This is a genomic window from Solibacillus sp. FSL R5-0449 (genome assembly GCF_037975215.1).
Classification (GTDB): domain Bacteria; phylum Bacillota; class Bacilli; order Bacillales_A; family Planococcaceae; genus Solibacillus.
Genome location: NZ_CP150239.1, coordinates 2,525,290 through 2,549,999 on the forward strand (window position 1 = coordinate 2,525,290; position 24,710 = coordinate 2,549,999).

Consider the following 24,710-nt stretch of genomic DNA (forward strand, 5'->3'; position numbering starts at 1 on the left):
CTTATCCATAAAAGAATAGAATCCATAAGAATAATAAGATTGATGCTGACATAATCCAGTCATAAATTTGCTCATTTCTAGGCTTATCCTTATCTTCCATTAAAGGAATTACAATAATAAATCCTAATGCATATACAATGAATTGAAGATCCTGATAAACTACATATTCATGTTCCTGCAAATAATTATTGTAGTAATGCATTGAAACAAAGACTGTTATATAGACTAATGAACCTTTCCAGCTAACTGTTTTTGGTTGTTTTTGCCTGGACTTCGGCAAATTCAGAACAAGCTTTAAAATGTAGGAGATCATTAAAATTGCTCCGCCAACCATTGCTAATTCCCCAAAACTCAACCCAGCTTCCTCTACTTTTTGATTCCATCTTGAATAATTAACCGCCGATGTATCTTCAAGTTTATAAAATAATTTTGTTCGAACATCTTGGACCGCGAACCATCCACCACTTTTATAGATTTTCAGCTTCAGGTGTTCGCCATTCGCCATCACTATAAGCACATCTCTATTAAAACCATTATTAGAAGGCCTTTCAGCAAGCTTTAGATCATGTAAAAGCCGGTTCATAGCAAGGGCATCTTCTTCGTTCTTAAACGCATGCACATCCTTAAAACGACTCGAATCCCGCGCAAAAAATTGTTGTGCATCACTATATTTTGAGCTTATAAAAAATTCCTCGACCGTTGTTTCTTCAATGAGCTTTTCCAAAGGTGTTGCTGTTTGGACTGGTGGTTCCACTTGAATTGGTCCCATTAAAAAAAGTATGAATACAACGATACAAAATGAAACGACAGTCAGCCCATACCGCCAGTCAATCGAACGTTTGGATGCCTTCCGCAATATTTTTGCTCTCAATTCAGGGGTGAATTTTTGTTCCTCCCCGATATAGCGGTCAATTTCATCTTTCCATTTCGTCATATTGCTGCACCTCCCATTCAAAGTTCATTAGCAGTGGCTTCAGTTTTTCTCGCCCTCGAACAAGCCTCGTTTTTACAGTGTTTTCACTTACCTGTAAAAGTTCTGCAATTTCCCTGATTTTATAATCATCGTAATAATGAAGAATAAGGACTTCACGGTATTTAATCGATAGCTGTAACAAAGCTTCAACTAGCTCTGACTGCTGTTCTTCATGAATCTTCTTTTGTTCAATGGAAGGAGTGACAAGCTTTTTCGGTAAAATATGGGTCATTTTGCGTTTCCAGCTTCTTAAATAATCATGACTTTTATGTATCGTAATTTTCACTAAATACGTTTTTAAAGAAGATCGTCCTTCGAATCGCTCCTGTTGCCTGTAATAAGCTAAAAATGTGTCCTGCACAATTTCTTCTGCAGCTACCCAATCCTTTACATATAAATAGGCAACACGCATACAGTATTCACCATATGCCTCCATTACCTCTTCTAAATGTGCTGACACGGTCCCACCCCTTTCACTGTTTTCTTTATAGTCGCATATTTCCAAGAAATTGTTTCACCTTCTGGAAATTTCTTTTAAATTTTTCTTAAGCAAAAAAGCCATTTTTCTCAATGAGAAAAATGGCTTTTAAATATTGTTTCAATTATTTTACAACGATATTAACTAATTTACCTGGGATGACAATTACTTTCACAACTGTTTTTCCATCGATAAACTCTTGAACTTTGCTGTCTGCTAAAGCAACTTTTTCTAATTCTTCTTTAGTAATATCTTTAGCAACCGTTACTTTTGCACGTACTTTACCTAAAACTTGAACAACAACTTCGATTTCATCGTCAACTAGTTTCGACTCATCGAATGTTGGCCATGTTGCATACGTGATTGTATCTTCGTGCCCTAAAATTGACCAAAGCTCTTCAGCAATATGCGGTGCGATTGGTGATAAAAGTTTCACGAAGCCTTTTGCATATTCTGTCGGAATTACTTCCGCTTTGTAGCAATCATTAATGAAGACCATCATTTGTGAAATTGCAGTGTTGAAGCGAATGCCTTCATAGTCTTCCGTCACTTTTTTCACAGTTTGGTGATACACTTTTTCCAATGTTACATCAGATGAATCCTGAATTTTTGCAGCCAGCTTTCCTTCATCTGTTACGAATAAACGCCAAATACGATCTAGGAAACGACGTGCTCCGTCAAGACCGTTCGTGCTCCATGCAACAGAAGCTTCCAGCGGTCCCATGAACATTTCGTATAAACGTAAAGTATCTGCACCGTGTGAAGCGATAATGTCATCCGGGTTTACTACGTTACCTTTTGATTTAGACATTTTTTCGTTGCCTTCACCTAGAATCATCCCTTGGTTAAATAACTTTTGGAACGGTTCCTTCGTATGAACAAGTCCTAGATCATAAAGCACTTTATGCCAGAAGCGTGCGTATAGTAAGTGAAGTACTGCGTGTTCTGCACCACCGATATAAATATCGACTGGAAGCCAGTGTTTTAATAATTCCGGATCTGCAAGCGCCTGATCATTTTTCGGATCGATATAGCGCAGGAAGTACCATGATGAACCAGCCCATTGCGGCATTGTATTCGTTTCACGGCGTCCTTTTTTGCCTGTCACCGGATCTACTACATTTACCCATTCTTCAATATTGGCAAGTGGTGATTCACCTGTACCTGAAGGACGGATATTAGTTGTTTTCGGTAATTCCAATGGCAGCTCTTCTACAGGAATCGTTGTCATTGTGCCATCTTCCCAGTGAATGACTGGAATTGGTTCACCCCAATAACGTTGACGGCTGAATAACCAGTCGCGTAGACGGTAAGTGATTTTCTTTTCCCCTACACCATTTTCAACTAACCAATCGATTGCCTTCGCAATGCCGTCCGCTTTATTTAATCCGTTTAGGAAATCCGAGTTAATGTGCGCACCGTCACCAGTGAATGCTTCTTTCTCGATGTCTCCGCCTTCAAGAACCGGAATAATTTCTAAGTTGAACTCTTTTGCGAATTCATAGTCACGCTCATCATGTGCAGGAACAGCCATAATTGCACCAGTTCCGTATGTTGCCAATACATAATCAGCAATCCAGATTGGCACTTGTTTGCCGTTGATCGGGTTCACTGCATAAGCACCAGTGAATACACCTGTTTTTTCTTTAGCTAAGTCTGTACGCTCTAAATCAGATTTTAATGATACTTTTTCCAAGTATGCTTCTACCGCTTGTTTTTGCTCTGCAGTCGTAATGTCAGCTACTAATTTATGCTCTGGAGCTAATACACAGTATGTCGCGCCAAATAATGTATCCGGACGTGTTGTAAATACTTCGAAGTTTTTATCTGTATTAGCAACTGTGAATTTCACTTGTGCACCTTCAGAACGGCCAATCCAGTTACGTTGCATTTCCTTGATTGATTCCGGCCAGTCAACATCCACTAAATCATCGACTAAACGGTCTGCATATTTTGTAATACGCAATACCCATTGTCGCATCGGACGACGTACTACAGGGTGACCACCGCGCTCAGAAACGCCGTCGATTACTTCTTCGTTTGCAAGCACTGTACCTAATGCTTCACACCAGTTTACCGCGACTTCATCTACATACGCTAAATCCATTTCCACTAACTTCGTGAAAATCCATTGCGTCCATTTGTAGTATGAAGGGTCTGTTGTGTTAATTTCACGATCCCAGTCATAAGAGAAGCCTAGCTCGTTAATTTGACGTTTAAAAGTTGCGATGTTTTTTGCCGTAAATTCAGCCGGGTCATTTCCTGTATCAAGTGCATATTGTTCTGCAGGTAAACCGAATGCATCCCAACCCATTGGATGAAGAACATTATAGCCTTGCATACGTTTAAAACGAGATAAAATATCTGTCGCTGTGTAGCCTTCAGGGTGTCCTACGTGCAGACCCGCTCCTGATGGATACGGGAACATATCCAATGCATAAAACTTTGGCTTTTCCATTCCACTTTCAGTTTTGAATGTTTTATTGACATCCCAGAACGTTTGCCACTTTTTTTCAATTTGCTGATGATTAAAACTCACAATAATTCCTCCTTTAAATATATTCTTGCTGTGGTTTATGTATTTTAGGCGCATCATCAATGATTTAACAGAATATTTAAAAAATAAAAAAATCCCGTCCCATCTTATGATAAGAAGGGACGAGAGGTATTTTACTCCCGCGGTACCACCCAAATTAGTGACGCAGCACTCAGCTTCATTTCTTAACGCGAATACACGGCCATTAGCTACTATTACTTCACTATAGCAAACTCCGAGGCGAGTTCAATTTGACACTTACTAGCTTCCACCTGCCGCCAGCTCTCTATAAAGTGCGTCCATTTACTATTCCTCATCACAGTCAATATTATTATTTCATTCATTTTAACGAATTCAACACAAAAGTACAAGTAACTGTTTTATGTTTGTTCGTTTCGTAGCGTACGATCAAAGAACAGACACGGAATAATAGCGAGAATAATGAGTACCGATAGTATAAGCATCAAAATTTGCATGCCATATAAATCTACCATTAACCCGCCAAATACAGGACCTATCATCCGTCCAATTGTTGAAGCACTATTGACGAGTCCTTGATAGAAACCTTCTTGTCCATGAGGCGCCAATTTATTGGCAATCATCGGGATTACCGGTGTAAAGAATACTTCCCCGAATGTCAAAATGACCATAGCCGCAGCAAACATCTTAAAGTCCTGTGCAAAATAAACGACGATATAAGAAAACGACATCAATATGAGACCCAGCACCAGCTGATGTTTTATTTTGTTTTCCCAGCGTGTTATTAGTGGTCGGATAACCGGCTGAACTGCGACGATCATGAAGCCATTAATTGTCCATAGTAAACTATATTCGGACAGGCTCATTCCAAGCCCTTGTGTATAAGAAGAAATGGTCGCGCTCCATTGGGAATAGCTTAACCAGCAGACGATTAAAGAAATACTTAATATACTGATCGCCACAATCGGTCCTCTGTTTCTTCTTTTTGTCTCATTTCCTGAGAACGGTTTTGTTGTCAGTCCCCTCATATCAAAACGTCTATAGGTCGTAAGGACAAGCACAAAAAATACCACATAGAAAAATAGATTCGCACTAAATACATAGTCAAACTTAATATCGGCAACAATACCTGCCAATGCCGGGCCAATTGCGACCCCTACGTTGTTTGCCAAAAAGATCGAGTTGAACGCACGTCGCCCCCCTTCAGGCCAGGCACTCCCTGCTATTGCATAAATCGCCGGGTACACAATCCCTCCACTGAAGCCCAACATCGTTAAAAATACAATGTACTGCGGCCAGTCATGCCAGATGGTCAACAGAGTGATTGAGATTAAATTAAATACAACCCCAATTAAAATTGCTTTATAGCCACCTAATTTATCAAATAAATAACCACCTACTAGATTGCCGAATACACCTGCCAATGAATTTAGCATAAGGACAATCCCAGCGGTAGTTAAAGATTTACCTAAATGATCATGAATATAAATACTATTTAAAGGCCATAAAAATGAATTTCCGACCGTATTTACGAATGTGCCAATAATTAAAAACCATACTTGTTTCGGCACTCAACTTCCTCCTTCAATATTTGCTCAATTTACTAGTTTATTCTTTAAAAGGAATTTGTACAAGAAAAAGATTTCTAGTAGGACACGGTGTACTGTCCGTGTTAGAATAATACGTTAGAGGAGTGAGCAAGGAATGACTGAAACAAATTTCCCTTTCCCGTCAGACGGGAAACGTTATTATACATGGAATCGCTATTTACGAAATGAATTCGGAAAGAAAGTTTACAAGGTTGCTTTGGATGCAGGGTTTGATTGTCCAAACCGGGACGGTACGGTCGCTTTTGGCGGTTGTACTTTCTGTTCGGCAGCAGGATCAGGGGACTTCGCGGGCAGTAAAGTCGATCCGATTCCGGTACAGTTCGAAAAGATTAAAGCAAAAATGGAGAACAAATGGAAAGACGGTTTAACAATGGCCTACTTCCAAGCGTATACAAATACACATGCTCCACTTGAAGTATTAAAGGAAAAGTTCGAAGCAGCACTTGCCTGTGAAGGAGTTATGGGACTTTCAATTGCAACCCGTCCCGACTGTTTGCCGGATGATGTTGTAGAATATTTGGCAGAGTTAAATGAACGTACGTATTTATGGGTTGAACTGGGGCTTCAGACAGTTCATGAAAAAACAGCAAATTTAATTAACCGTGCACATGATTATGCGACATATGTAGAAGGTGTCAATAAACTACGCAAGCATGGGATTCGTGTTGTGACACATATTATTAACGGATTGCCTTTAGAGGATTACGATATGATGATGGAAACAGCCCGTGAAGTGGCGAAGCTTGATGTACAAGGCATCAAAATCCATCTTCTGCATCTTTTAAAAGGAACACCACTTGTGAAGCAATACGAAAAAGGCATGCTTGAGTTTATGGAAAAAGATGCTTATATCCAACTCGTAGCAGATCAGCTGGAAATTATCCCGTCCGAAATGATCGTCCACCGTATTACAGGTGATGGTCCAATCGATTTAATGATCGGTCCGATGTGGTCTGTCAACAAATGGGAAGTACTGAACGGAATTGATGCGGAGCTGGAACGTCGTGGCTCTTATCAAGGGAAGTTTTATAAGGCGGATGTGACAAAATGAAATTAGAACGTGTTCTTCAATATGCCCAAACCTTGTTGGAAATGTCCGTTTCCGAAGGTGATATTGCGGTCGATGCAACTGCAGGAAATGGATATGATACGCTTTTTCTGGCAAATCTCGTTGGAGATGACGGCTATGTATATGCATTTGACGTACAAAAGGAAGCGGTTGATGCCACACTGCACCGCCTGCTTGATCATGCACTTGAGCATCGGGCAATCGTTTTGAAAGACGGGCATGAAAATGTCGCAAACTATATTCACAAACCTGTTTCAGCCGCAATTTTCAATCTAGGTTATCTGCCAGGCAGCAATCATGAAATTGTGACAAAGCCGAACACTACAATCCAAGCGATTGAAAGTTTGTTAAAGCTGTTAAAGGTGGGGGGAATGATCGTTTTAGTCGTTTATCATGGTCATGAAGGCGGAAAAGACGAGCGTGATGAAGTGATTCGCTATGTAAGTGATTTACCGCAAAAACATGTACATGTGCTGCGCTATGAATTTATGAATCAGAAAAATGATCCCCCATTTATCATTGCATTAGAAAAAGTAAAAGAATTTCCGATAGAGGGCTAAGTTTTCTTAGCTCTTTTTCATATCTTTAATGAGGTGAACTGATGCGTTTATGGCATACCGAGCTAATCCCTTTTATCCCAAAAAGTCAGCTGCTTGCCCAGTGGCGTGAGCTGAACAGCATTTTTGCCAAAGAAGACAAACATGTACTGATCAATTATATTTACGAGTACCCGAAAGAGGATTTATATATTTATACACAAATTGTTCTGGAGGAGATGCGTGCGCGAGGCATTACGATACGGACAATCGATAAGATGGAACGTTATTTTGCCGATCTTCATATTCCTGAAAACTATCCGCCATACACTCATCATCACAACGATGAATATTTAACAATCTGTTACTATAATCTATACGAAAAATATATTCGCGGACAAAAAGATTTTACTAAGGAACAGTTCGAAGCATTACACCTGTATTATTCCACGAAAAAAGGAGCAGCTTTTTAAGAGCTGCCCCTTTTTTTCTATTCATCTTGCTTATATGTCTCCCAGAAATCTGCGTTTTTAATACCGAGTTTTTTCGGATCAAACACTGGGTCTTTGCCTTCTTTTTTCTGTTGCTCATAATCTTTCAGTGCAATGAGGGCTGGCTTCATGATGAACAATAGCATAATTACGTTAATCCATACCGTTAATCCTAACCCGACATCACCAAATGCCCAAGCTAAATCGGATGTTTTTACCGTACCGTAAAATGCCGAAGCCAATAATACGAACTTCATTAAGAATATTCCAACTCGTCTTGCACCACCATTAAACATATACGAAACATTCGTTTCAGCGATATAGTAGTATGCCATTAATGTAGTGAATGCGAATAGGAATAATGAAATTGCGACAAACCCTGAACCGAAGTTATTTAAAGCAGGGAACGCTTCATTTACAGCAGCTTGTGTAAAGCCTGAATACGTAATTGACTCATCCATTTTTGCTTCGATTAGAGCTCCGTCTTGACTACCCTCATGGACATTGTATGTACCCATGAATAAAATCATTAATGCTGTTGCAGAACATACTAAGATTGTATCAATATAAACTGAAGCCGCCTGTACCAATCCTTGCTTAGCAGGATGCGAAACTTCTGCAGCTGCTGCCGGATGCGGTCCAGTACCTTGACCTGCTTCATTTGAGTAGATGGCACGTTTTACGCCCCAGAAAATCGCACTACCGATCATGCCGCCAAATACAGCATCTGTAGCGAATGCACTACGGAAAATTAAAGCAAATACTTCAGGCACTGCTGTAATATTCATAATAATAATTATAAACGCTACTAACAAATAAGCTAATGCCATGAATGGAACTAAAATCTGGGCAGCATTCGCAATACGCTTAACACCACCAAAAATAATGACTGCTAATAAAAGAATTGTAATAAGACCTGTAATCCATGGTTCAATCCCGAATGCATTATCAACGGCACCTGCAATGGCATTTGCCTGAACACCTGGCATTAAAAATGCAACGGATGCAATCATCGCAATGGCAAAAATAACACCTAATGCGCGAATACCTGTTGTCTTTTCAATATAGAATGCCGGCCCACCACGATATTGCCCATCTTTTTTCTCTTTGTAAATCTGAGCTAATGTCGACTCCATATAAGCAGTTGATGCACCGATAAATGCTGTAACCCACATCCAGAACACTGCACCCGGTCCACCGAATGCAATTGCAGTTGCGGTACCGACAATATTACCTGTACCGACACGCCCCGACAATGCAATCGATAATGCCTGGAATGACGAAACACCTGCTTCTGATTTTTTCCCTGAGAACATTAACTTGAACATGTCTCCAATTAGCCTGACCTGGGCGAATTTTGTAAGGATAGAGAAAAACAAACCAACGATTAAAATACCATAAATCATTACCGGGCCCCATAAAATATTATTGGCCCACCCTACAAAATCATTCAAAAAATCCATATTATACCCCCTTGTTGAAATAATGTATTAATTTGAAATTTAGTATATTACAAATATTCGAAAATTTCGATATATTTTTTTATTTTTTAAAAAAACCTAACAAATTGCAAGTTTGTTAGGTTCTTCACTATTCAATAATATAGCCCAAATCTCTTAAAACATTGTTAATATAATCAATCGTAAATTTAAAGACATCTTCCCGCTCTAATTCAAAATACAGGCTATGAAGACAGCCTTTCCACTGCTTGTAATGAAACTCTGAAAGCGAATGCTCGGTAATCCATTTCTTTGATGTACTGATGTCTGTTACTCTATCATTTTCACCTGTCATTAATAATACAGGGATATCCGGAAACTTCAATTCGGGATTACGGATTGTCCGAGTCATCTGCTGCCAGTCCCGATACCATTTAACCGTCACCATGTTCGTTAACGGTAATTGTTCTTTCAATTCCATTAACACATCTGTATTCCGTGTAAGATGATGAGGCTCCAATTCATGTTTCAGCTTAACATTGGATGTAATAGCGCTGAAGCTTGATAAAGCATTCGACAATTTTCCAGGTGCCAGCTTTAAATTAAACCAAGGGGATGTTAATACAACACCCGCACATTCTATTTTATTGTTCTGAAGCACATACGTAGCGATTGCAGCTCCTAGCCCATTTCCGACGATAAAAAGCGGTAAATTATATTCCAGTGCCACTTTCAATAACACTTTTGTATACTTGTAATATTCTTTAAAATCCTCATCATGATACTTTGTATACTCCCCTTGTTCTCCATGTCCAGGCAAATCTCCCATTACAACATGAAAGTGGGAACTGCGGAACTTTTCGATTAACCATGCGTACCACCGATGATGTTCATATGCGCTATGAAGAATAACGACTACGGCTTTTGGTTGTTGCTCTGTTTCCCATTTCCACATGGCCATACTCCTTACATATAAATTATTTTAATGTCATAAACACGTGACCTTTAATAAGGGTCAGTATTGTTAACCTATATCATAAAAATACGATGTTACACCTTTTTTCACAAGGCCTCATTATATTACTATTTATTTGTTTAATTATAATACATTCCATTCTAAAAGAAATGTTAATTGAAAAATCTTCATGTTTTGTTACGATATCTATAGATTTATCTACAATTTTATAGAAGAAATGAGGAATTGAAAATGATTTACCCTTATAAGGATAAAGAACCGACGATCCATCCTTCCGCATTTATTGCCGACTATGCCACAGTTACCGGTGACGTAACAATCGGAGCCGAAACTTCAATCTGGTTTAACACGGTCATCCGCGGCGATGTCAACAAAACAATAATCGGAGAGCGTGTCAGTATACAGGATTTGAGCTGCCTTCACCAAAGCCCTGCTTATCCTCTCATTATTGAAGATGAAGTAACTATAGGTCATCAAGTTACATTACATAGCTGTACAATTAAGAAACGTGCTTTAGTTGGTATGGGTTCCATCATATTGGACGGTGCCGTTATTGGCGAAGGAGCATTTATCGGTGCCGGCAGTCTTGTTCCGCCGGGAAAAGTGATTCCTCCTAATTGTTTGGCGATGGGTCGTCCAGCAAAAGTCGTACGTGAAGTAACGGCAGAAGACCGCGCTGATATGGACCGGATTATTTCCGAATATGTGGCGAAGGGTCAATACTATAAATCACTTCAGAAATAATTTTACACTCATATATTATTTTTCGGAATCTCTACCTATTATATAGGAAATTTAAAAGAAATTATAAAAAAGGAGCACTCCACCTAACTGGATGCTCCTTTATATTTTATTAAATTCCTGCTTTTGCTTTCAGTTCAGCTGCTTTATCCGTATTTTCCCATGGCACATTTAAATCTGTACGACCGAAATGTCCGTAAGCTGCTGTTTGCTTATAGATCGGGCGACGTAAATCAAGCATTTTAATAATGCCTGCAGGACGTAAATCAAAGAGCTCACGAACCCAGTTTACGATTTCTGATTCCGCCACTTTACCTGTACCGAATGTGTCAACTGCGATTGACACTGGTTGTGCAACACCGATTGCATACGCCAATTGTACTTCAGCACGGTCAGCTAAGCCAGCCGCTACAATGTTTTTAGCAACATAGCGTGCTGCATATGCTGCAGAACGGTCAACTTTTGTTGCATCCTTACCTGAGAATGCACCGCCGCCGTGACGTGCATAACCGCCGTAAGTATCCACAATAATTTTACGACCTGTAAGACCTGCATCGCCTTTAGGTCCGCCGATTACGAAGCGACCTGTCGGGTTGATGAAGTATTTTGTAGCTTCATCCAATAAATGTGCAGGAACTACCGGTTTAATCACGTGTTCTTTAATGTCTGTTTGGATTTGTTCCAATGTTGCTTCTTCATCATGCTGTGTTGAAATAACGATCGTATCCACACGAACAGGTTCATTGTTTTCATCATATTCGATTGTCACTTGTGTTTTACCATCCGGACGTAAATATTCCAATTCCCCTGATTTACGCACTTCTGTTAAACGACGCGCTAATTTGTGAGCTAAAGAAATAGGCATCGGCATAAGTTCCGGTGTTTCGTTACATGCATAACCGAACATTAAACCTTGGTCACCTGCACCAATTGCTTCAAGTTCATCTTCCGTCATTGAACCTTCACGTGCTTCCAATGCCTGATCAACACCTTGTGCAATGTCAGGTGATTGCTCTCCTACTGCTACTAATACTGCAAGATTTTCAGCATCAAAGCCGTACTTACCGCGTGTATAGCCGATTTCTGCCACTGTATCGCGGATAATACCCTTCATATCTACATAAGTAGACGTTGTAATTTCACCAGATACTAATACTAAGCCTGTTGTTACCGTAGTTTCACAAGCTACACGTGCATTTGGATCTGCAGCTAAAATAGCGTCTAAAATGGCATCCGAAATTTGATCACAAATTTTGTCCGGATGTCCTTCCGTTACACTTTCTGATGTAAACAGTCGACGATTTGTCATGTCATTTCCTCCTAAATCACTTTGGCAATTGTTTTTTATTGATACGGTACTCATTACCCATGTCCGTTATATTAGAGCACTTACGCATATGCGTATCCGGCCTTTTTAACGTCAAGCTATATTTGCTTTAACACGAGGGTCTGAAAGGCTGTAACTATATAATTTTCGCTCAGTACGAAATTGTAAAACAGAATAAAAAAAATCCTTTCGCTCATAGCCGTGTTCATCACACGTGAGGAAAGGATATTACGTTTCGTTACCTTTCACTCTTATCGTTCAAGGGAAATTTTGCCCTTGCATCAGGTTGGCACCAACACGTATAAAATATACGCAGGTTGCCGGGTTTCATAGGGCCTGCCCCTCCACCAGCTCGGGATAAGAGTATCCGTTCAATTAAACATATTACGCAAAAAATCAATGACTGTCAACAAATTTTGACTTTTTTCGATATGTCAAAATTTACGAAAAAATAATTTGCAATTAGTATAGATTATTTCACTTAATGTGTTATACTATTTTTGAATTAGGAATCAACTCCCCTCTATAAGGGAATACTATAAAAAAGGATGGTATTTAATAGATGAATTCGGTAGAAATTGCTAACGAGCTGAAAGAACTTTTAAACGGGGAAAACATCAAAACTCAATTATCTGTTCCACAATTGATTGAAAAAGCGACATCACGCGGAGAAGCAACGCTAACTGTTGAGGGTGCTTTACGCGCTGAAACAGGCAAATATACTGGCCGCTCTCCTAAAGATAAATATATAGTAGAAGAAGAAATCTCAAAAGACAAAATCGATTGGGGTAAAGTCAACCGTCCGATCTCAGCAGAAGTATTTGATAAACTTTATGTAAAAGTTTTAAATTACTTAAAAGAACGCGACGAGTTATATGTATTCAACGGTTTTGCCGGTGCAGACAAAGATTCTCAATTATCTATTAAAGTAATTAATGAATATGCTTGGCATAACCTATTCTGTCATCAATTATTCATCCGCCCAACAGCAGACGAATTGGCTAAACACGTTGCCGAGTTTACAATCGTATCTGCGCCAAACTTCAAAGCAGATCCGGAAGTAGACGGTACTGGATCGGAAACATTTATTATAACATCTATCGAAAAGAAAATCATCTTAATCGGCGGAACTGAGTACGCAGGTGAAATGAAGAAGTCAATCTTCGGTATTATGAACTACTTATTACCTGAACAAGGTATTTTCCCAATGCACTGCTCTGCCAACGTTGGCGAAGAAGGCGATGTAGCATTATTCTTCGGTTTATCTGGTACAGGGAAAACTACGTTATCAGCTGACAAAGACCGCAAATTAATCGGTGATGATGAGCACGGCTGGTCTGACAACGGTGTATTCAACATTGAAGGTGGTTGCTACGCAAAAACAATCAACCTATCTGCTGAAAATGAGCCGGAAATCTACAATGCGATCCGCTTTGGTTCAGTATTGGAAAACGTGGCAGTAGACCCTGAATCACGCGAATGCGACTATGCAGACGGTTCTTTAACAGAAAACACACGTGTTGCTTACCCAATCGACTTTATCGACAATATTGTATTGCCATCAGTAGCAGGTCATCCGAATACAATCGTCTTCTTAACAGCCGATGCATTCGGTGTATTACCTCCTATCTCTAAATTAACGAAAGAGCAGGCAATGTATCACTTCCTAAGCGGTTTCACTTCTAAACTTGCCGGAACAGAGCGCGGTGTAACAGAGCCGGAACCAGTATTCTCTACATGCTTCGGTTCTCCATTCCTACCGCTTGCCGCTACAGTTTATGCTGAGCAATTAGGTAAGAAAATTGATGAGCACGGTTCACAAGTATTCTTAGTAAACACTGGTTGGACTGGTGGCGAATACGGTGTAGGTAGCCGTATGAAGCTTTCATATACACGTAAAATGGTTCGCGCTGCAATCGAAGGGAAATTAAACAATGTTGACACTACAAAAGATGCTGTCTTCGGATTAAACATCCCTGTAGAAATTGAAGGTGTACCAACAAACGTATTAAATCCTCGTGATGCATGGGCAGACAAAGTGGCATACGACAAAAAAGCTTCTGAACTTGCTGAACTGTTCAAAAACAACTTCAAGAAATTCGAGAATGTTGAAGAAGAAATCATTCAAAAAGGCGGCCCATTAGTATAATTTACTAATCAGCTACGTTTATTCAATCAAAAACAGCATTTTTCTCTAAGAGAAAAATGCTGTTTTTTTGTTGTGTATTTATTGGCGTTTCATCCAGTCACACAAGTTTTTCACAGTATCACGGTTCAGGTTTGGGGGATAGTGATGCTTTAATCCGGATGAGTACCATGTCTCAACAGATTTCCCTTCCCTTTTTAAATATTGCTCCAATTTATAGGCATGCTCGATATCAACATGCTGATCTTCTGTACCGTGAATAATGAGGACGGGGGTTTGAAGTTTTTCGATTTCAAATAATGGTGTACGGTCATCATAGTTTTCCGGTACTTTATTTGGCGTACCGCCAACGATTCTTTTCAATCCGCGCCGCATATCCACACGCTCCCAATATGTTGCGGTCGCATCTGATACTCCTGCCCATGTTACGAGCGATTTAATATCTTTACGTAAAATTGCTGTCCACAATACCATTAACCCGCCGCGGGAAAAACCATATAAATTCACTTTATCCACCTGAATAAATTGCTTCAGTACTTCTATGCCGTTTACCGTATCATAACGGTCATCCCCGGCAAATTCGTCCTTCCCTTCCCCTCCGCGATTTCCGCGGTAATACGGGGCAAACACGACGAAGCCTTGCATCGCAAACTGGGCAATACGTGCAGGTCTGACCATGCCAATCGATTGAAGTCCCCCGCGCAAATATAAAAGCGCTTCATATGTACCAGAGGCTTTAGGACGCGCCAGTAATCCTTTTACACGCAATCCTTGTGACCAATACGTGATTTCATCTAATCGGATATGAGGATTTGGTGACGGGTAATTGCGTATCGAAAAAATCTTACCATTGTCGTTCATGATTTTTCACTTCCTGCAACATCTTTTTCATTCCTGCATCCCGCATATAGAAACTCAATTTTGGCTGCTGCCAAAGCTCCTCTTCTGTCAGCCATAACATGCCTTCCGTTTCATGGTCTCCTGTAAAAGGTTCGATGGCCTTTACTTTAGCAGTAAAGACCGCTTTGCAAAACGGAACCTCATCATGCACAATGTAGTAGGCAAACCACTTTACATCTTCTATGACCACATTTGCTTCTTCGTAAACCTCTCGGACAGCCGCTTCGTATAACGTCTCGCCGGGTTCCTGCTTGCCGCCTGGAAACTCAACACCTCTACGGTGATGAATCGTGCATAACCATTTCCCCTTATATTGTACGAGTGCCAATACATGCTTCGGTTCAACTTCGAATGGACCTTCATCAAATCTTAAATCAACTTGTAAATTATTTTCATCGATAAATGTAAACATCTTTTCGCTCAACTCCTACTATATAGTGTAACGAACAGATGTCACCCGTTCAATCAAATCGCCTATTTAACGAGTAAAGTAAGGCAGTTGCTCAACGAATTTTTTCGTTTCCTCATCACCGAATTCATGTATCAGCGCATAGACTTTTTTCAGACGGTGGTCGATTTCATGATTTAATCTGTCCAAATGATATGGAATAAACGGCATATGGGCCCGGAATGCATTTGACGCCTCCAGCTCCTGCATCTGATTGAACAGCTTCATAAATACACGCGCTTTGTACGGCTCCATTTTCAGTACAAATTCATAGGATGACCCTGGATGCAGATTACATGTTAAATTGGCAATGGATACATAAACATTATTTTTTTCCATTATTCTCACCTCATAGTTAAGGTGGACGGCAATAATCGCATTTATACATCGTAAGGGAACGCACAGTCATTCCGTATCGTAAAGACCGCTGAATAAACAAAAAACGACTCCGAGTTTGGAGTCGTTTTAACCGATATTATTTGCCTAAATAAGCATTTAACATCCATGTATGTTTCTCAAGGCTTTGGAATTGAGCATTCAGTAAATCCTCTGTGCGGTCATCGCCTTCTTCTGAAGCTGTTTCCATTGCCTTATTTAAAGCATCCATAATTGTATTGAAGTCTTTAATTAGGATAGCTACCATTTCTTCTGTTTCTTCTTTGCCTGATGCTTCTTCAATTAAAGAAAGATCTAAATGTTCCTTTAATGTTGCAACAGGTTTACCGCCCTTTGTTAAAATACGTTCTGCGATTTCATCTAAGTTAAGTGTTACTTCGTTGTAAAGTTCTTCAAATTTTACGTGTAATGTAAAGAATGATGGTCCGTTTACATACCAGTGATAGTTATGTAACTTCGTATACATTACCGACCATGTTGCTACTAAATCATTTAATTGTGTGTTTAATTGTTTCTTTGCCATTGTCCTTCACCTCATAAATTATTTTTAAAATTTCTAATCGAAATTTTAATCCTGATATTTTACTATTTCTATTATTTTTAGAAATGTATCATGGTTGTATTATATCCGTTCTATCACTTCTTAAAACATTTAGTTCAACCAATATTCACACATACCCTGTTTTTTTCCTGTAAAATGGAAGAGAGCGAGGTGAATAACATGAGCTTACCTATTGTATTGATAGTGATCGTAACGATTATGGTAATATTCGCATTCTCTATTATTTTACTTGCCCGGAAAAACAGCGTATCATTAAAACAAACCGTTGATGCCAAACCAATCCGGACTTATAAAAATGGAGAGCACAAACAGCAATGAAAAAACTATTTATCGGATTCATTCGTCTTTATCAAAAATATATTTCGCCCATGTCGCCCCCTTCCTGCCGGTTCCATCCGACATGTTCACACTATGGGATTGAAGCAATTCAAAAGCATGGTGCAATAAAAGGATCGATCATGACCGTTATTCGAATACTAAAATGTCAGCCGCTTCATCCAGGTGGATTTGATCCAGTACCTGAAAAATGGCCTTCGAAAAAAAAGTAATTTTCGGAGGCTTTTTATATTGTTTTTTTTTATTGAATCCTGTATGATTGAAAATGTTCAAAAATACAAATCGTAATTATTACTATTTAAGGAGATTTATTTATAATGAAAAAATGGTTTTCAATCATTTCGATGTTTACGCTAATTTTATTTTTAGCTGCTTGTAATGCAGAGGATACTAAAAAAGATAAAAACGAATCACAGCAAAATGGAGATGCCCTTTCGGTTTATACTACCGTTTATCCATTACAGTATTTCACAGAGCAAATCGGTGGAGAGTACGTTGATGTCTCTTCTATTTATCCAGCAGGTGCAAATGAGCATTCATTTGAACCAACCCAAAAAGACATGATGGCTTTAGCAGATGCGGATTTGTTTTTCTACATCGGTCTTGGACTCGAAGGGTTTGTTGAAAATGCACAAAAAACTTTGGCCAATGAAGATGTAAAATTAGTAGCTACTGCTGCTGATGTAACGGAAGATCAGCTTCACATTTCAACAGGTCATACACATGCCGAGCATGAGGAACATGATGACCACGGACATGATGACGGAGAAGAGCATGCACATGAAGAACATGATGCCCATGTATGGTTATCGCCGGTCATTTCACAGCAGTTGGCATTAACGATTAAAGATGAACTTGTCGCTGCATTACCGGAACATGAAGCAACTTTCAATTCAAACTACGAGCAATTAGTAACAGATCTTGCAAAATTACATTCAGACTTTGAAGAAATGGCTGCCGCTACGACGAATAAAACATTCTTTGTATCGCATGCAGCATTCGGCTATATTGCTGGACATTACGGTTTCACTCAAGTTCCTGTCGCTGGTCTTAACTCACAAAGTGAACCTTCGCAAAAGGAATTAACGGCAATTGTTGATTTAGCAAATAAAGAAGATATCCAATATATTTTCTTCGAGCAAAATGTTTCATCTAAATTAACGGAAATTATTCAAAAAGAAGTAAATGCAGAAACATTAACATTGCATAATTTAAGTGTTTTAACAAAAGAAGATATCCAAAACAATGAAGACTACTTTACATTAATGCGTAAAAATATGGATGTCCTCAAACAAGCTTTAAGCAATTAATCATACAAAAGGTCCAAGCATTCAATGTTATGCTTGGACCTTTTCATTTCTTTATCACTCTTCCAACAGCTGCATCAGCTTTCTTCGCAAAAGCTTATTGGAGCCGCTTCGAGGTAAATGGGTAACAAAGTGAACTTGCTTCGGGATTTTATAATTTGCTAAATGCTCTGTACAGAAGTCGATGATTTCTTGTTCTGACATCTGTTTTTTTGAAACAATAAAAGCAACAGGTACTTGCCCCCATTTGTCATGCTCCATTCCACAAACACCCGCCTCTTTTACATTTGGATGTCCGAGGAGTATGTTTTCAATTTCAGCCGGATAAATATTTTCACCACCTGAAATAATCAAGTCACTGCGGCGATCGACGACATATAAATAACCTTGTTCGTCTAAATATCCGACATCCCCTGTATGGAGCCAGCCATTAGTAGTCGTCGGTTTGTCTTTAAAGCGGCCGATATATTTCGGTGTTACATGAGGTCCGCGGATTAAAATTTCACCTATGGATTCCCCGTCTTTTGCATCAATTTTTATTTCATTGAAGAACAGCGGCTTGCCGGCAGATCCGATATGTGTCATGGCATCCTCGTTTGCCAATGTTGCGGTTTGAGAAGATGTTTCCGTCATGCCGTAAGTTTGGGCAACACGTAACTCCAGTTTTTCTGCACGTTTTAAATAATCGACAGGAACCGGACCGCCTCCTGCCAAAGCGGTTGTAAATTGAGGGTGCGCTTTTTGTCCAGCCCGTTCCATTTCGGAAAGGATATTTTCAAGAATAACCGAAACGACCGACATTTTCGTAACGGTACCTTCGATAATTTCCTGTGCACATTTTTCAGCATCGAATTTTTCATATAAACGTATTTTCATCCCATATAGCAATGAGCGGACGACAATCGAAAAACCACTTATATGAAAAATCGGAACAGTACAAAGCCATGTATCGTTCTCTGAAATGCCTAAGTTCAATGCCGAGCTGACTGCGCTGGAACTATGGTTTGAAACCGTTTGGCAAACACCTTTCGGAAATCCTGTTGTTCCAGATGTATACATGATTGTCAGTGCAAAGTTCTCATCCCACTGTGCAGCAATCTCATATTTCGATTCTGTTGTCTCATAGAGCTTGGAAAATGGTATGATCCGGGCATCATCAGGAAGTTTGGCAAGCTCTTCATCGGCTACTAATATCGCATCCACTTCTCCATCTTCAACTTGATACGCAAGCTCCTGCTTAGCAAGTCTTCCATTTAACAGCACCATCTCGCATTGTGCCTGCATACATCCATAGAGCAGTTCGATTAAAGGCGGTGTAGACGGTGCTAAAATTGCTACCCGCTTTCCACTTGTTAAACGAAGTGTATTTAATTTATAGGCTAAGCTGACAGACTTTAAATAAAGCTCTTTAAACGTCCATTGCTCATCAAGAAAGCTCAGTGCAATTCGATTCGGTGTTAAATAGGCGCGTTGCTTTATCCAGTTTGGCTGCATCCCTTTTTCCTCCTATCGTAAAGAAAAGGGATGTCCAAAGTTTTCGGACATCCCTTTTGAAAAGTATAACGAACAAATCAAGGGAAACGTGGGAATTGACCGAAGTCTGGTTTACGTTTCTCTTTGAATGCATCGCGGCCTTCTTTTGCTTCATCAGTAGTGTAGTAAAGAAGTGTCGCATCACCAGCAAGCTGTTGGATACCAGCTAAACCGTCTGTGTCTGCGTTCATGGCAGCTTTTAAGAAACGTAATGCTGTTGGAGACATTTCAAGCATCTCTTCACACCATTTTACTGTTTCATCTTCTAACTGCTCATATGGTACAACTGTGTTTACTAAGCCCATTTCAAGTGCTTGCTGCGCATCGTACTGACGGCATAAGTACCAGATTTCACGAGCTTTTTTATGTCCTACGATACGTGCTAGGTAACCTGAACCGTAACCAGCATCGAATGAACCGACTTTAGGACCTGTTTGGCCGAAACGTGCATTTTCTGCAGCGATTGTTAAGTCACATACTACGTGCAGTACATGGCCGCCGCCGATTGCATAACCTGCTACCATCGCTACAACCGGTTTCGGAATTTTACGGATTAAAGTTTGTAAGTCTAAAACGTTTAGACGAGGAATCTGGTCATCGCCTACATAGCCGCCATGACCGCGTACTTTTTGGTCGCCGCCTGAGCAGAATGCATGCTCGCCTTCACCTGTTAAAATAATTACACCAACACGCTCATCATCACGAGCACGTGTGAAAGCATCGATCATTTCCGCTGTTGTTTTTGGACGGAATGCGTTGCGAACTTCTGGACGGTTAATCGTAATTTTTGCGATTCCGTTATAGTATTCATACTTAATATCTTCGTAAGTATGTAAAGATGTCCATAGACGTTGCTTTGTCATATATATTGCCTCCTAATTCGGTTATGAAATCGTTTCCTTTACTATTGTAGCAAACTTTGTCGGATTTTCCACATGAATTGCGTGGCCAACTGCTGGAATAGTAAGATGATTTGCTTTTTCGATATGCTTTTGCATTTCATTGTTTAATTGCACGAATTTTTCGTCAAGCTGACCGGTAACGAGTGTTACAGGCATTGTTAATGTATTAAGCTTACCCCAAAGTTCGGGCATTACACCTGTTCCCATGCCGCGCAGACTGTTTGCAAGCCCGATTTCTCTCTGCTGTATGCGCTCTGAACGGATTTCCTGCTGTACTTCTGCAGGAAGTTTTTTTTGAGAAGCAAACAGCGGGATATTCTCCCACTTGTTTACGAATGATTCAATCCCATTTGCAAGAATCTTTTCCGCAAGGGTATCATCCGCCTGTTTTCGTGTAGTACGTTGCTGTTCTTCCACTAGTCCTGGGGAAGCACTTTCCAAAAGCAAATGCTCAATTCTAGAGGGATAACGAACCGCATAGCTCAGCGCTACACGTCCTCCCATTGAATAGCCTACCAGCGTAAAAGTATCTAGCTTTAATTGTTGAAACAGTTCATGCAGCAGTTCCACTTGAAATGCCATCGAGTAAAATTCAACAGTAGTCGGTGCTGCTGTTTTACCATGTCCGATTAGATCAACTGCAATACATCGGATGTTTGAAGGCAGTAGCGAAACAATCTTTTTCCATGTATTTGTGCTCCCTGTAAAACCATGAAGAAATACAACCGTTTGAGTTGCCTGTTCATTCCACTGTTCAATATGCACATCCAACCCTTTTACAGTGAAGCGAGCCATTGTTCCATCACCTCATGAATCCGCGCCCACAGCTGTCGATGCTGCTTCACATTCTCTTCCCGATCTGTGAAAGCTTCGATCAGTTTAATCGATGTTTGTTTATCCTCAGACAATGCAGCCGTAAATTGTTCCAATGATGTTGCTTTTACGTAATCCAGCTCATACATTTTGGCCATTTGTTCGAATGTCAATGCAGTCGGTGTACCGAAAAGATCTTCATAATGCTCCTCTACCTTCGATTGCGGTAAATACGAGAAGATGCCGCCCCCGTCATTATTCATGACAAGTACCGTTAAATCGCACTCCTGATAACGGCTTGCTACAAATGCATTGGCATCATGCAAAAATGCCAAATCGCCAATCAATAAATACGTTTTGCGGTTTTTTCGGCCATTACTGAAGCCCAGTGCTGTAGATGTTACTCCATCGATCCCATTTGCTCCGCGATTTGCGAAAATTTGAACAGGACGATTTTGTGTAAGTAAAAATGTATCAATGTCACGTATCGGCATACTGCTGCTAACATAAATGTCGGCGTCCTCCTCAATACTTGTAAGGAATGCCTGTACCATTGCCCCTTCATCATCGGCAAATTCACTATACTTTTCAATGACATCAGCAGCTAGTAAATCTGCCATTTTCCAAAATTGAACGTATGCCATTTCTGCTCGAGAGTGCGCTAACTTCACATCCGACAGCCATTCTCCTGGCAAGGCGTGAATGAAATGTGTCGACATATGAGTAGAATCCCTATACATCGGATCTTCGTCGATGACAATATAGCTTTGCGGTTTTGCCTGTACGATAAACTGCATTAAAAATTTGGAAACAGGCTGTGCTCCGAAACGAATGACCGTTTGTGGTCGAACATTTCGCTTGAAGCGCTCATTTTTCATCAATGCATCATATGTAGTAATCGCATATATTTGGCAATCTTCCGGTATTTCTGTGCGCAGATTTGATAAGCTTTCAATCATTACCGGCCATTTCACTTCACGAATAAAATCCCATAAATGTTCCGTGTTCGTTCCTAGCGGCAATTCTCCTACGATCAGAATTCCGTTCGTTGTTTGTTCGATGATTTCTGTCAGTTCAGCTACCGCTTGCTTGGCAGGCTGAAGTTCATTTGTATAGCTTTTAATATAGCTTGATGCTGGCAACGTTTCCGCAAAATCGATAATCAACGGTTCACGGAACGGGATATTCAAATGGACCGGTCCAAATGGTGCTGTCGTTGCAATATTTACTGCACGGACAGTATGGCGTTCGATAAACGGAAGCGTTTGCGGTGCCTCATCCGGAATCGGAAATTCTGCCGACCATTTCACATTTTCCCCATATAAACGTACTTGATTGATCGTTTGAGGTGCTCCTACTTCACGTAATTCATGCGGACGGTCTGCTGTTAAAACGATTAGCGGCACTCGGGCATATTTTGCTTCGACAATGGCCGGATAGTAATTGGCCGCTGCTGTTCCAGAAGTACATACGAGTACGACCGGTTTTGCAGTCGATTTAGCTAGGCCTAGCGCGTAAAATGCTGCTGCCCTTTCATCGACTTGGCGATGCATTTTGATTTCCTTCGTTGACGCAAATGCATAGGCAAGCGGCGTAGAACGGGAGCCGGGACTTACGACAACCTGCTCTACACCAGATGCTACTAATGCTGATACTATTGTATATACATAATTGGATAATACTTCACGATCATTCATGTAACTGGCCCCCTAAAGCTCGAAGCATTGGTCGGAATTTCACGAGAGTCTCTTCATATTCCGATTGTGCTTCCGAATCTTCGACAATGCCTCCGCCTGCATATAAATACGCTTTATCCTGCACTAATGCAGCCGAACGAATTGCTACTGCAAACTCGCCATTTCCATCGGCATCCAGCCAGCCGATTGGAGCCGCATACAGACCTCGGTTCATCGGCTCATATGTCCGGATGATTTCCATTGCCTGTTCACGCGGAACACCGCCTAAAGCTGGTGTTGGATGCAAATGTTTCACAAGCTGCAAAATCGTTGCATCATCATTTAACTGTCCTTCAACCGGTGTATATAAATGCTGAATATCACGGATTTTCAATAGCTTCGGTCCATGCGGAACTTTTACTTCCGTACAATTTTTATTAAATGTATCCGTAATCATCTCCACAACATAATGATGCTCTCCAAGATTTTTCAGATCGCTCAGCAACGTTCTCCCTAATTCCTCGTCAGCTTCAGCTGTTGTACCGCGCTTAATCGAGCCCGCTACACATGAAGAATAGGCACGACCGTTATCCACCTTCACTAAACGTTCCGGTGAAGCACCGTAAAACAGTAAATCACCATGCTCCAAGCCAAACAAATAGCTCTCCGGCTGCTCATGTACGACATGCGACAAAATTTGCGGAGATGTAATCGTTTCCTCAAATTGCAATGCTAAAGACCGGGCAATAACAACCTTTTGCGCTTCGTTTGCTTTGATGAGGCTTGTCACTTTATTGATGGAATTTAAATATTCCTGCTTATAAGGTTCCATATAGCTTGTCATCTTCGGTTTCGGATAAGTTTTTACTTCCTTCACCTGTGCTGCATGGATGAGTTTATCACGTTCCTTACGAAGTGCTTCAAATGTTTTCGCACTATTTTCCTCATCCGTAATATAGTTAATTGTTACATACGCTTTATCATTACGAATAACTAACTGATGTGTTGCGACAGTAAAATAGCTTTGCGGGAAGTTTGTCCATTCTGCCGAAACTTCATTTTGCGGATCAAAAGTAAAACCGCCGAAAAGGATTGGCTGCAGATGCTGATCTTCCTCTATGATTTGACTCGTCAGTTTTTTCCATTCACGTTCTACTAAATCGAAACGGGCATCAGATGCATTGTTTTCGATTGTATAGGCATGACCTAAACCAACCAATGTGAAGGTTTTTTCACGATTTTGCCAGTAGTTGCGTTTTCCTTTATATTTCGATTCGCCCGCAGCAAAAAATGCCAATGCGGATAATCGGCTTACTTCGATTGTTTCCATATAAAAAATTTGCTTTGAATTTGAGCCTACTTCTATTTCAGTGGCGTTGTACCACTTGTGTTGCATGAAAATTCCCTCCGTCATGTTGCAAATTCACTAAGTATGATGCAAGTATAGCGTTATTTTAATACGTGCCTGAATTTTTATATAATTTGCTTATTTTTTTGCGTTCGCGCAGTAAATAATACGTTCCTATCATAACATTT

24 protein-coding genes, 1 riboswitch and 1 other annotated feature are annotated in these 24,710 nt (G+C 40.2%); of the genes, 8 read left to right on the forward strand and 16 right to left on the reverse strand.

Features of this window, described 5'->3' with window-relative positions:
- Window position 1: 1 nt before the first annotated feature.
- The 4 genes from MKY27_RS12545 to MKY27_RS12560 all read right to left on the reverse strand — a co-directional run bounded on the left by MKY27_RS12545 (window position 2) and on the right by MKY27_RS12560 (window position 5,537).
- Window positions 2-934 carry a hypothetical protein gene (locus tag MKY27_RS12545; protein WP_339195473.1) on the reverse strand — a complete coding sequence of 311 codons (933 nt, stop codon included), beginning with the start codon at window positions 932-934 and terminating at the stop codon, window positions 2-4.
- Complete coding sequence (locus tag MKY27_RS12550) at window positions 915-1,433, reverse strand: sigma-70 family RNA polymerase sigma factor (protein ID WP_339195476.1); 519 nt, start codon at window positions 1,431-1,433, stop codon at window positions 915-917. The genes MKY27_RS12545 and MKY27_RS12550 overlap by 20 nt, the downstream gene beginning before the upstream one ends.
- A gap of 142 nt (window positions 1,434-1,575) precedes the next feature.
- Window positions 1,576-3,990, reverse strand: coding sequence for a leucine--tRNA ligase (gene leuS / locus MKY27_RS12555; protein ID WP_339195477.1), 2,415 nt, complete (start codon window positions 3,988-3,990; stop codon window positions 1,576-1,578).
- A gap of 112 nt (window positions 3,991-4,102) precedes the next feature.
- Window positions 4,103-4,316, reverse strand: a binding site (T-box leader).
- A 51-nt stretch (window positions 4,317-4,367) separates the two neighbouring features.
- Complete coding sequence (locus MKY27_RS12560; protein ID WP_339195480.1) at window positions 4,368-5,537, reverse strand: MFS transporter; 1,170 nt, start codon at window positions 5,535-5,537, stop codon at window positions 4,368-4,370.
- 133 nt (window positions 5,538-5,670) lie between these two features.
- On the opposite strand from MKY27_RS12560, the gene MKY27_RS12565 reads away from it, so the two are divergent.
- The 3 genes from MKY27_RS12565 to MKY27_RS12575 are packed head-to-tail and all read left to right on the forward strand — an operon-like array spanning window position 5,671 to window position 7,654.
- On the forward strand, window positions 5,671-6,627 hold the full coding sequence (locus MKY27_RS12565) for a TIGR01212 family radical SAM protein (protein ID WP_339195482.1): 957 nt from the start codon (window positions 5,671-5,673) through the stop codon (window positions 6,625-6,627).
- Entirely contained in the window at window positions 6,624-7,205 is a 582-nt protein-coding gene (locus MKY27_RS12570) for a class I SAM-dependent methyltransferase (RefSeq protein WP_339195485.1), read from the forward strand. Before MKY27_RS12565 ends, MKY27_RS12570 begins: the two co-directional genes overlap by 4 nt.
- A gap of 41 nt (window positions 7,206-7,246) precedes the next feature.
- Window positions 7,247-7,654, forward strand: a complete 408-nt coding sequence (locus MKY27_RS12575; RefSeq protein ID WP_339172725.1) for a pyrimidine dimer DNA glycosylase/endonuclease V — start codon at window positions 7,247-7,249, stop codon at window positions 7,652-7,654.
- A 17-nt stretch (window positions 7,655-7,671) separates the two neighbouring features.
- Here MKY27_RS12575 and MKY27_RS12580 read toward each other — a convergent pair whose 3' ends face one another.
- Together MKY27_RS12580 and MKY27_RS12585 are read right to left on the reverse strand one after the other, a co-directional pair.
- Window positions 7,672-9,135, reverse strand: coding sequence for an alanine/glycine:cation symporter family protein (locus MKY27_RS12580; protein WP_339195487.1), 1,464 nt, complete (start codon window positions 9,133-9,135; stop codon window positions 7,672-7,674).
- A 127-nt stretch (window positions 9,136-9,262) separates the two neighbouring features.
- Window positions 9,263-10,066: an alpha/beta hydrolase gene (locus tag MKY27_RS12585; RefSeq protein ID WP_339195490.1), complete on the reverse strand. Its 804-nt coding sequence runs from the start codon at window positions 10,064-10,066 to the stop codon at window positions 9,263-9,265.
- Window positions 10,067-10,318: 252 nt separating this feature from the next.
- On the opposite strand from MKY27_RS12585, the gene MKY27_RS12590 reads away from it, so the two are divergent.
- Entirely contained in the window at window positions 10,319-10,831 is a 513-nt protein-coding gene (locus tag MKY27_RS12590) for a gamma carbonic anhydrase family protein (RefSeq protein ID WP_339195492.1), read from the forward strand.
- Window positions 10,832-10,940: 109 nt separating this feature from the next.
- Here the strand turns inward: MKY27_RS12590 and metK are convergent, their stop codons facing one another.
- Window positions 10,941-12,137, reverse strand: coding sequence for a methionine adenosyltransferase (metK, locus tag MKY27_RS12595; RefSeq protein ID WP_079528596.1), 1,197 nt, complete (start codon window positions 12,135-12,137; stop codon window positions 10,941-10,943).
- A gap of 266 nt (window positions 12,138-12,403) precedes the next feature.
- Window positions 12,404-12,519, reverse strand: a riboswitch (SAM riboswitch).
- A gap of 198 nt (window positions 12,520-12,717) precedes the next feature.
- Between metK and pckA the strand changes: the two genes are divergently transcribed.
- Window positions 12,718-14,304 carry a phosphoenolpyruvate carboxykinase (ATP) gene (gene pckA / locus MKY27_RS12600; protein WP_339195495.1) on the forward strand — a complete coding sequence of 529 codons (1,587 nt, stop codon included), beginning with the start codon at window positions 12,718-12,720 and terminating at the stop codon, window positions 14,302-14,304.
- 78 nt (window positions 14,305-14,382) lie between these two features.
- Here pckA and MKY27_RS12605 read toward each other — a convergent pair whose 3' ends face one another.
- The 4 genes from MKY27_RS12605 to MKY27_RS12620 all read right to left on the reverse strand — a co-directional run bounded on the left by MKY27_RS12605 (window position 14,383) and on the right by MKY27_RS12620 (window position 16,568).
- The gene (locus tag MKY27_RS12605) at window positions 14,383-15,162 is read right to left on the reverse strand and encodes a prolyl oligopeptidase family serine peptidase (RefSeq protein ID WP_339195498.1); all 780 of its coding nucleotides are present in this window, start codon (window positions 15,160-15,162) and stop codon (window positions 14,383-14,385) included.
- A complete protein-coding gene (locus MKY27_RS12610) occupies window positions 15,146-15,613 on the reverse strand; it encodes an NUDIX domain-containing protein (RefSeq protein ID WP_339172736.1) in 468 nt (155 codons plus the stop codon). The genes MKY27_RS12605 and MKY27_RS12610 overlap by 17 nt, the downstream gene beginning before the upstream one ends.
- A 66-nt stretch (window positions 15,614-15,679) precedes the next feature.
- Window positions 15,680-15,988 (reverse strand): transposase, encoded by a 309-nt coding sequence (locus MKY27_RS12615; protein ID WP_339195500.1) that lies wholly within the window; start codon window positions 15,986-15,988, stop codon window positions 15,680-15,682.
- Window positions 15,989-16,124: 136 nt separating this feature from the next.
- Window positions 16,125-16,568, reverse strand: coding sequence for a DNA starvation/stationary phase protection protein (locus MKY27_RS12620; RefSeq protein ID WP_339172738.1), 444 nt, complete (start codon window positions 16,566-16,568; stop codon window positions 16,125-16,127).
- 198 nt (window positions 16,569-16,766) lie between these two features.
- Here MKY27_RS12620 and MKY27_RS12625 point away from each other — a divergent pair, with 198 nt between their 5' ends.
- The 3 genes from MKY27_RS12625 (at window position 16,767) to MKY27_RS12635 (ending at window position 18,253) form a co-directional block, all read left to right on the forward strand.
- Window positions 16,767-16,925, forward strand: coding sequence for a hypothetical protein (locus MKY27_RS12625; RefSeq protein ID WP_339195503.1), 159 nt, complete (start codon window positions 16,767-16,769; stop codon window positions 16,923-16,925).
- On the forward strand, window positions 16,922-17,155 hold the full coding sequence (gene yidD, locus MKY27_RS12630; RefSeq protein WP_339172744.1) for a membrane protein insertion efficiency factor YidD: 234 nt from the start codon (window positions 16,922-16,924) through the stop codon (window positions 17,153-17,155). Before MKY27_RS12625 ends, yidD begins: the two co-directional genes overlap by 4 nt.
- A gap of 105 nt (window positions 17,156-17,260) precedes the next feature.
- Window positions 17,261-18,253 carry a zinc ABC transporter substrate-binding protein gene (locus tag MKY27_RS12635; RefSeq protein WP_339195504.1) on the forward strand — a complete coding sequence of 331 codons (993 nt, stop codon included), beginning with the start codon at window positions 17,261-17,263 and terminating at the stop codon, window positions 18,251-18,253.
- A gap of 54 nt (window positions 18,254-18,307) precedes the next feature.
- On the opposite strand, the gene MKY27_RS12640 is transcribed toward MKY27_RS12635, so the two are convergent.
- The 5 genes from MKY27_RS12640 to MKY27_RS12660 form a co-directional block, all read right to left on the reverse strand.
- A complete protein-coding gene (locus tag MKY27_RS12640) occupies window positions 18,308-19,744 on the reverse strand; it encodes an o-succinylbenzoate--CoA ligase (protein ID WP_339195507.1) in 1,437 nt (478 codons plus the stop codon).
- Window positions 19,745-19,821: 77 nt separating this feature from the next.
- The gene (gene menB / locus MKY27_RS12645) at window positions 19,822-20,646 is read right to left on the reverse strand and encodes a 1,4-dihydroxy-2-naphthoyl-CoA synthase (RefSeq protein WP_008408141.1); all 825 of its coding nucleotides are present in this window, start codon (window positions 20,644-20,646) and stop codon (window positions 19,822-19,824) included.
- Between the two features lie 21 nt (window positions 20,647-20,667).
- Window positions 20,668-21,480, reverse strand: a complete 813-nt coding sequence (menH, locus tag MKY27_RS12650; RefSeq protein WP_339195508.1) for a 2-succinyl-6-hydroxy-2,4-cyclohexadiene-1-carboxylate synthase — start codon at window positions 21,478-21,480, stop codon at window positions 20,668-20,670.
- Window positions 21,462-23,195, reverse strand: a complete 1,734-nt coding sequence (gene menD / locus MKY27_RS12655) for a 2-succinyl-5-enolpyruvyl-6-hydroxy-3-cyclohexene-1-carboxylic-acid synthase (RefSeq protein WP_339195511.1) — start codon at window positions 23,193-23,195, stop codon at window positions 21,462-21,464. The genes menH and menD overlap by 19 nt, the downstream gene beginning before the upstream one ends.
- Window positions 23,188-24,570, reverse strand: coding sequence for an isochorismate synthase (locus MKY27_RS12660; RefSeq protein WP_339195513.1), 1,383 nt, complete (start codon window positions 24,568-24,570; stop codon window positions 23,188-23,190). Before MKY27_RS12660 ends, menD begins: the two co-directional genes overlap by 8 nt.
- Between the last annotated feature and the right edge of the window lie 140 nt (window positions 24,571-24,710).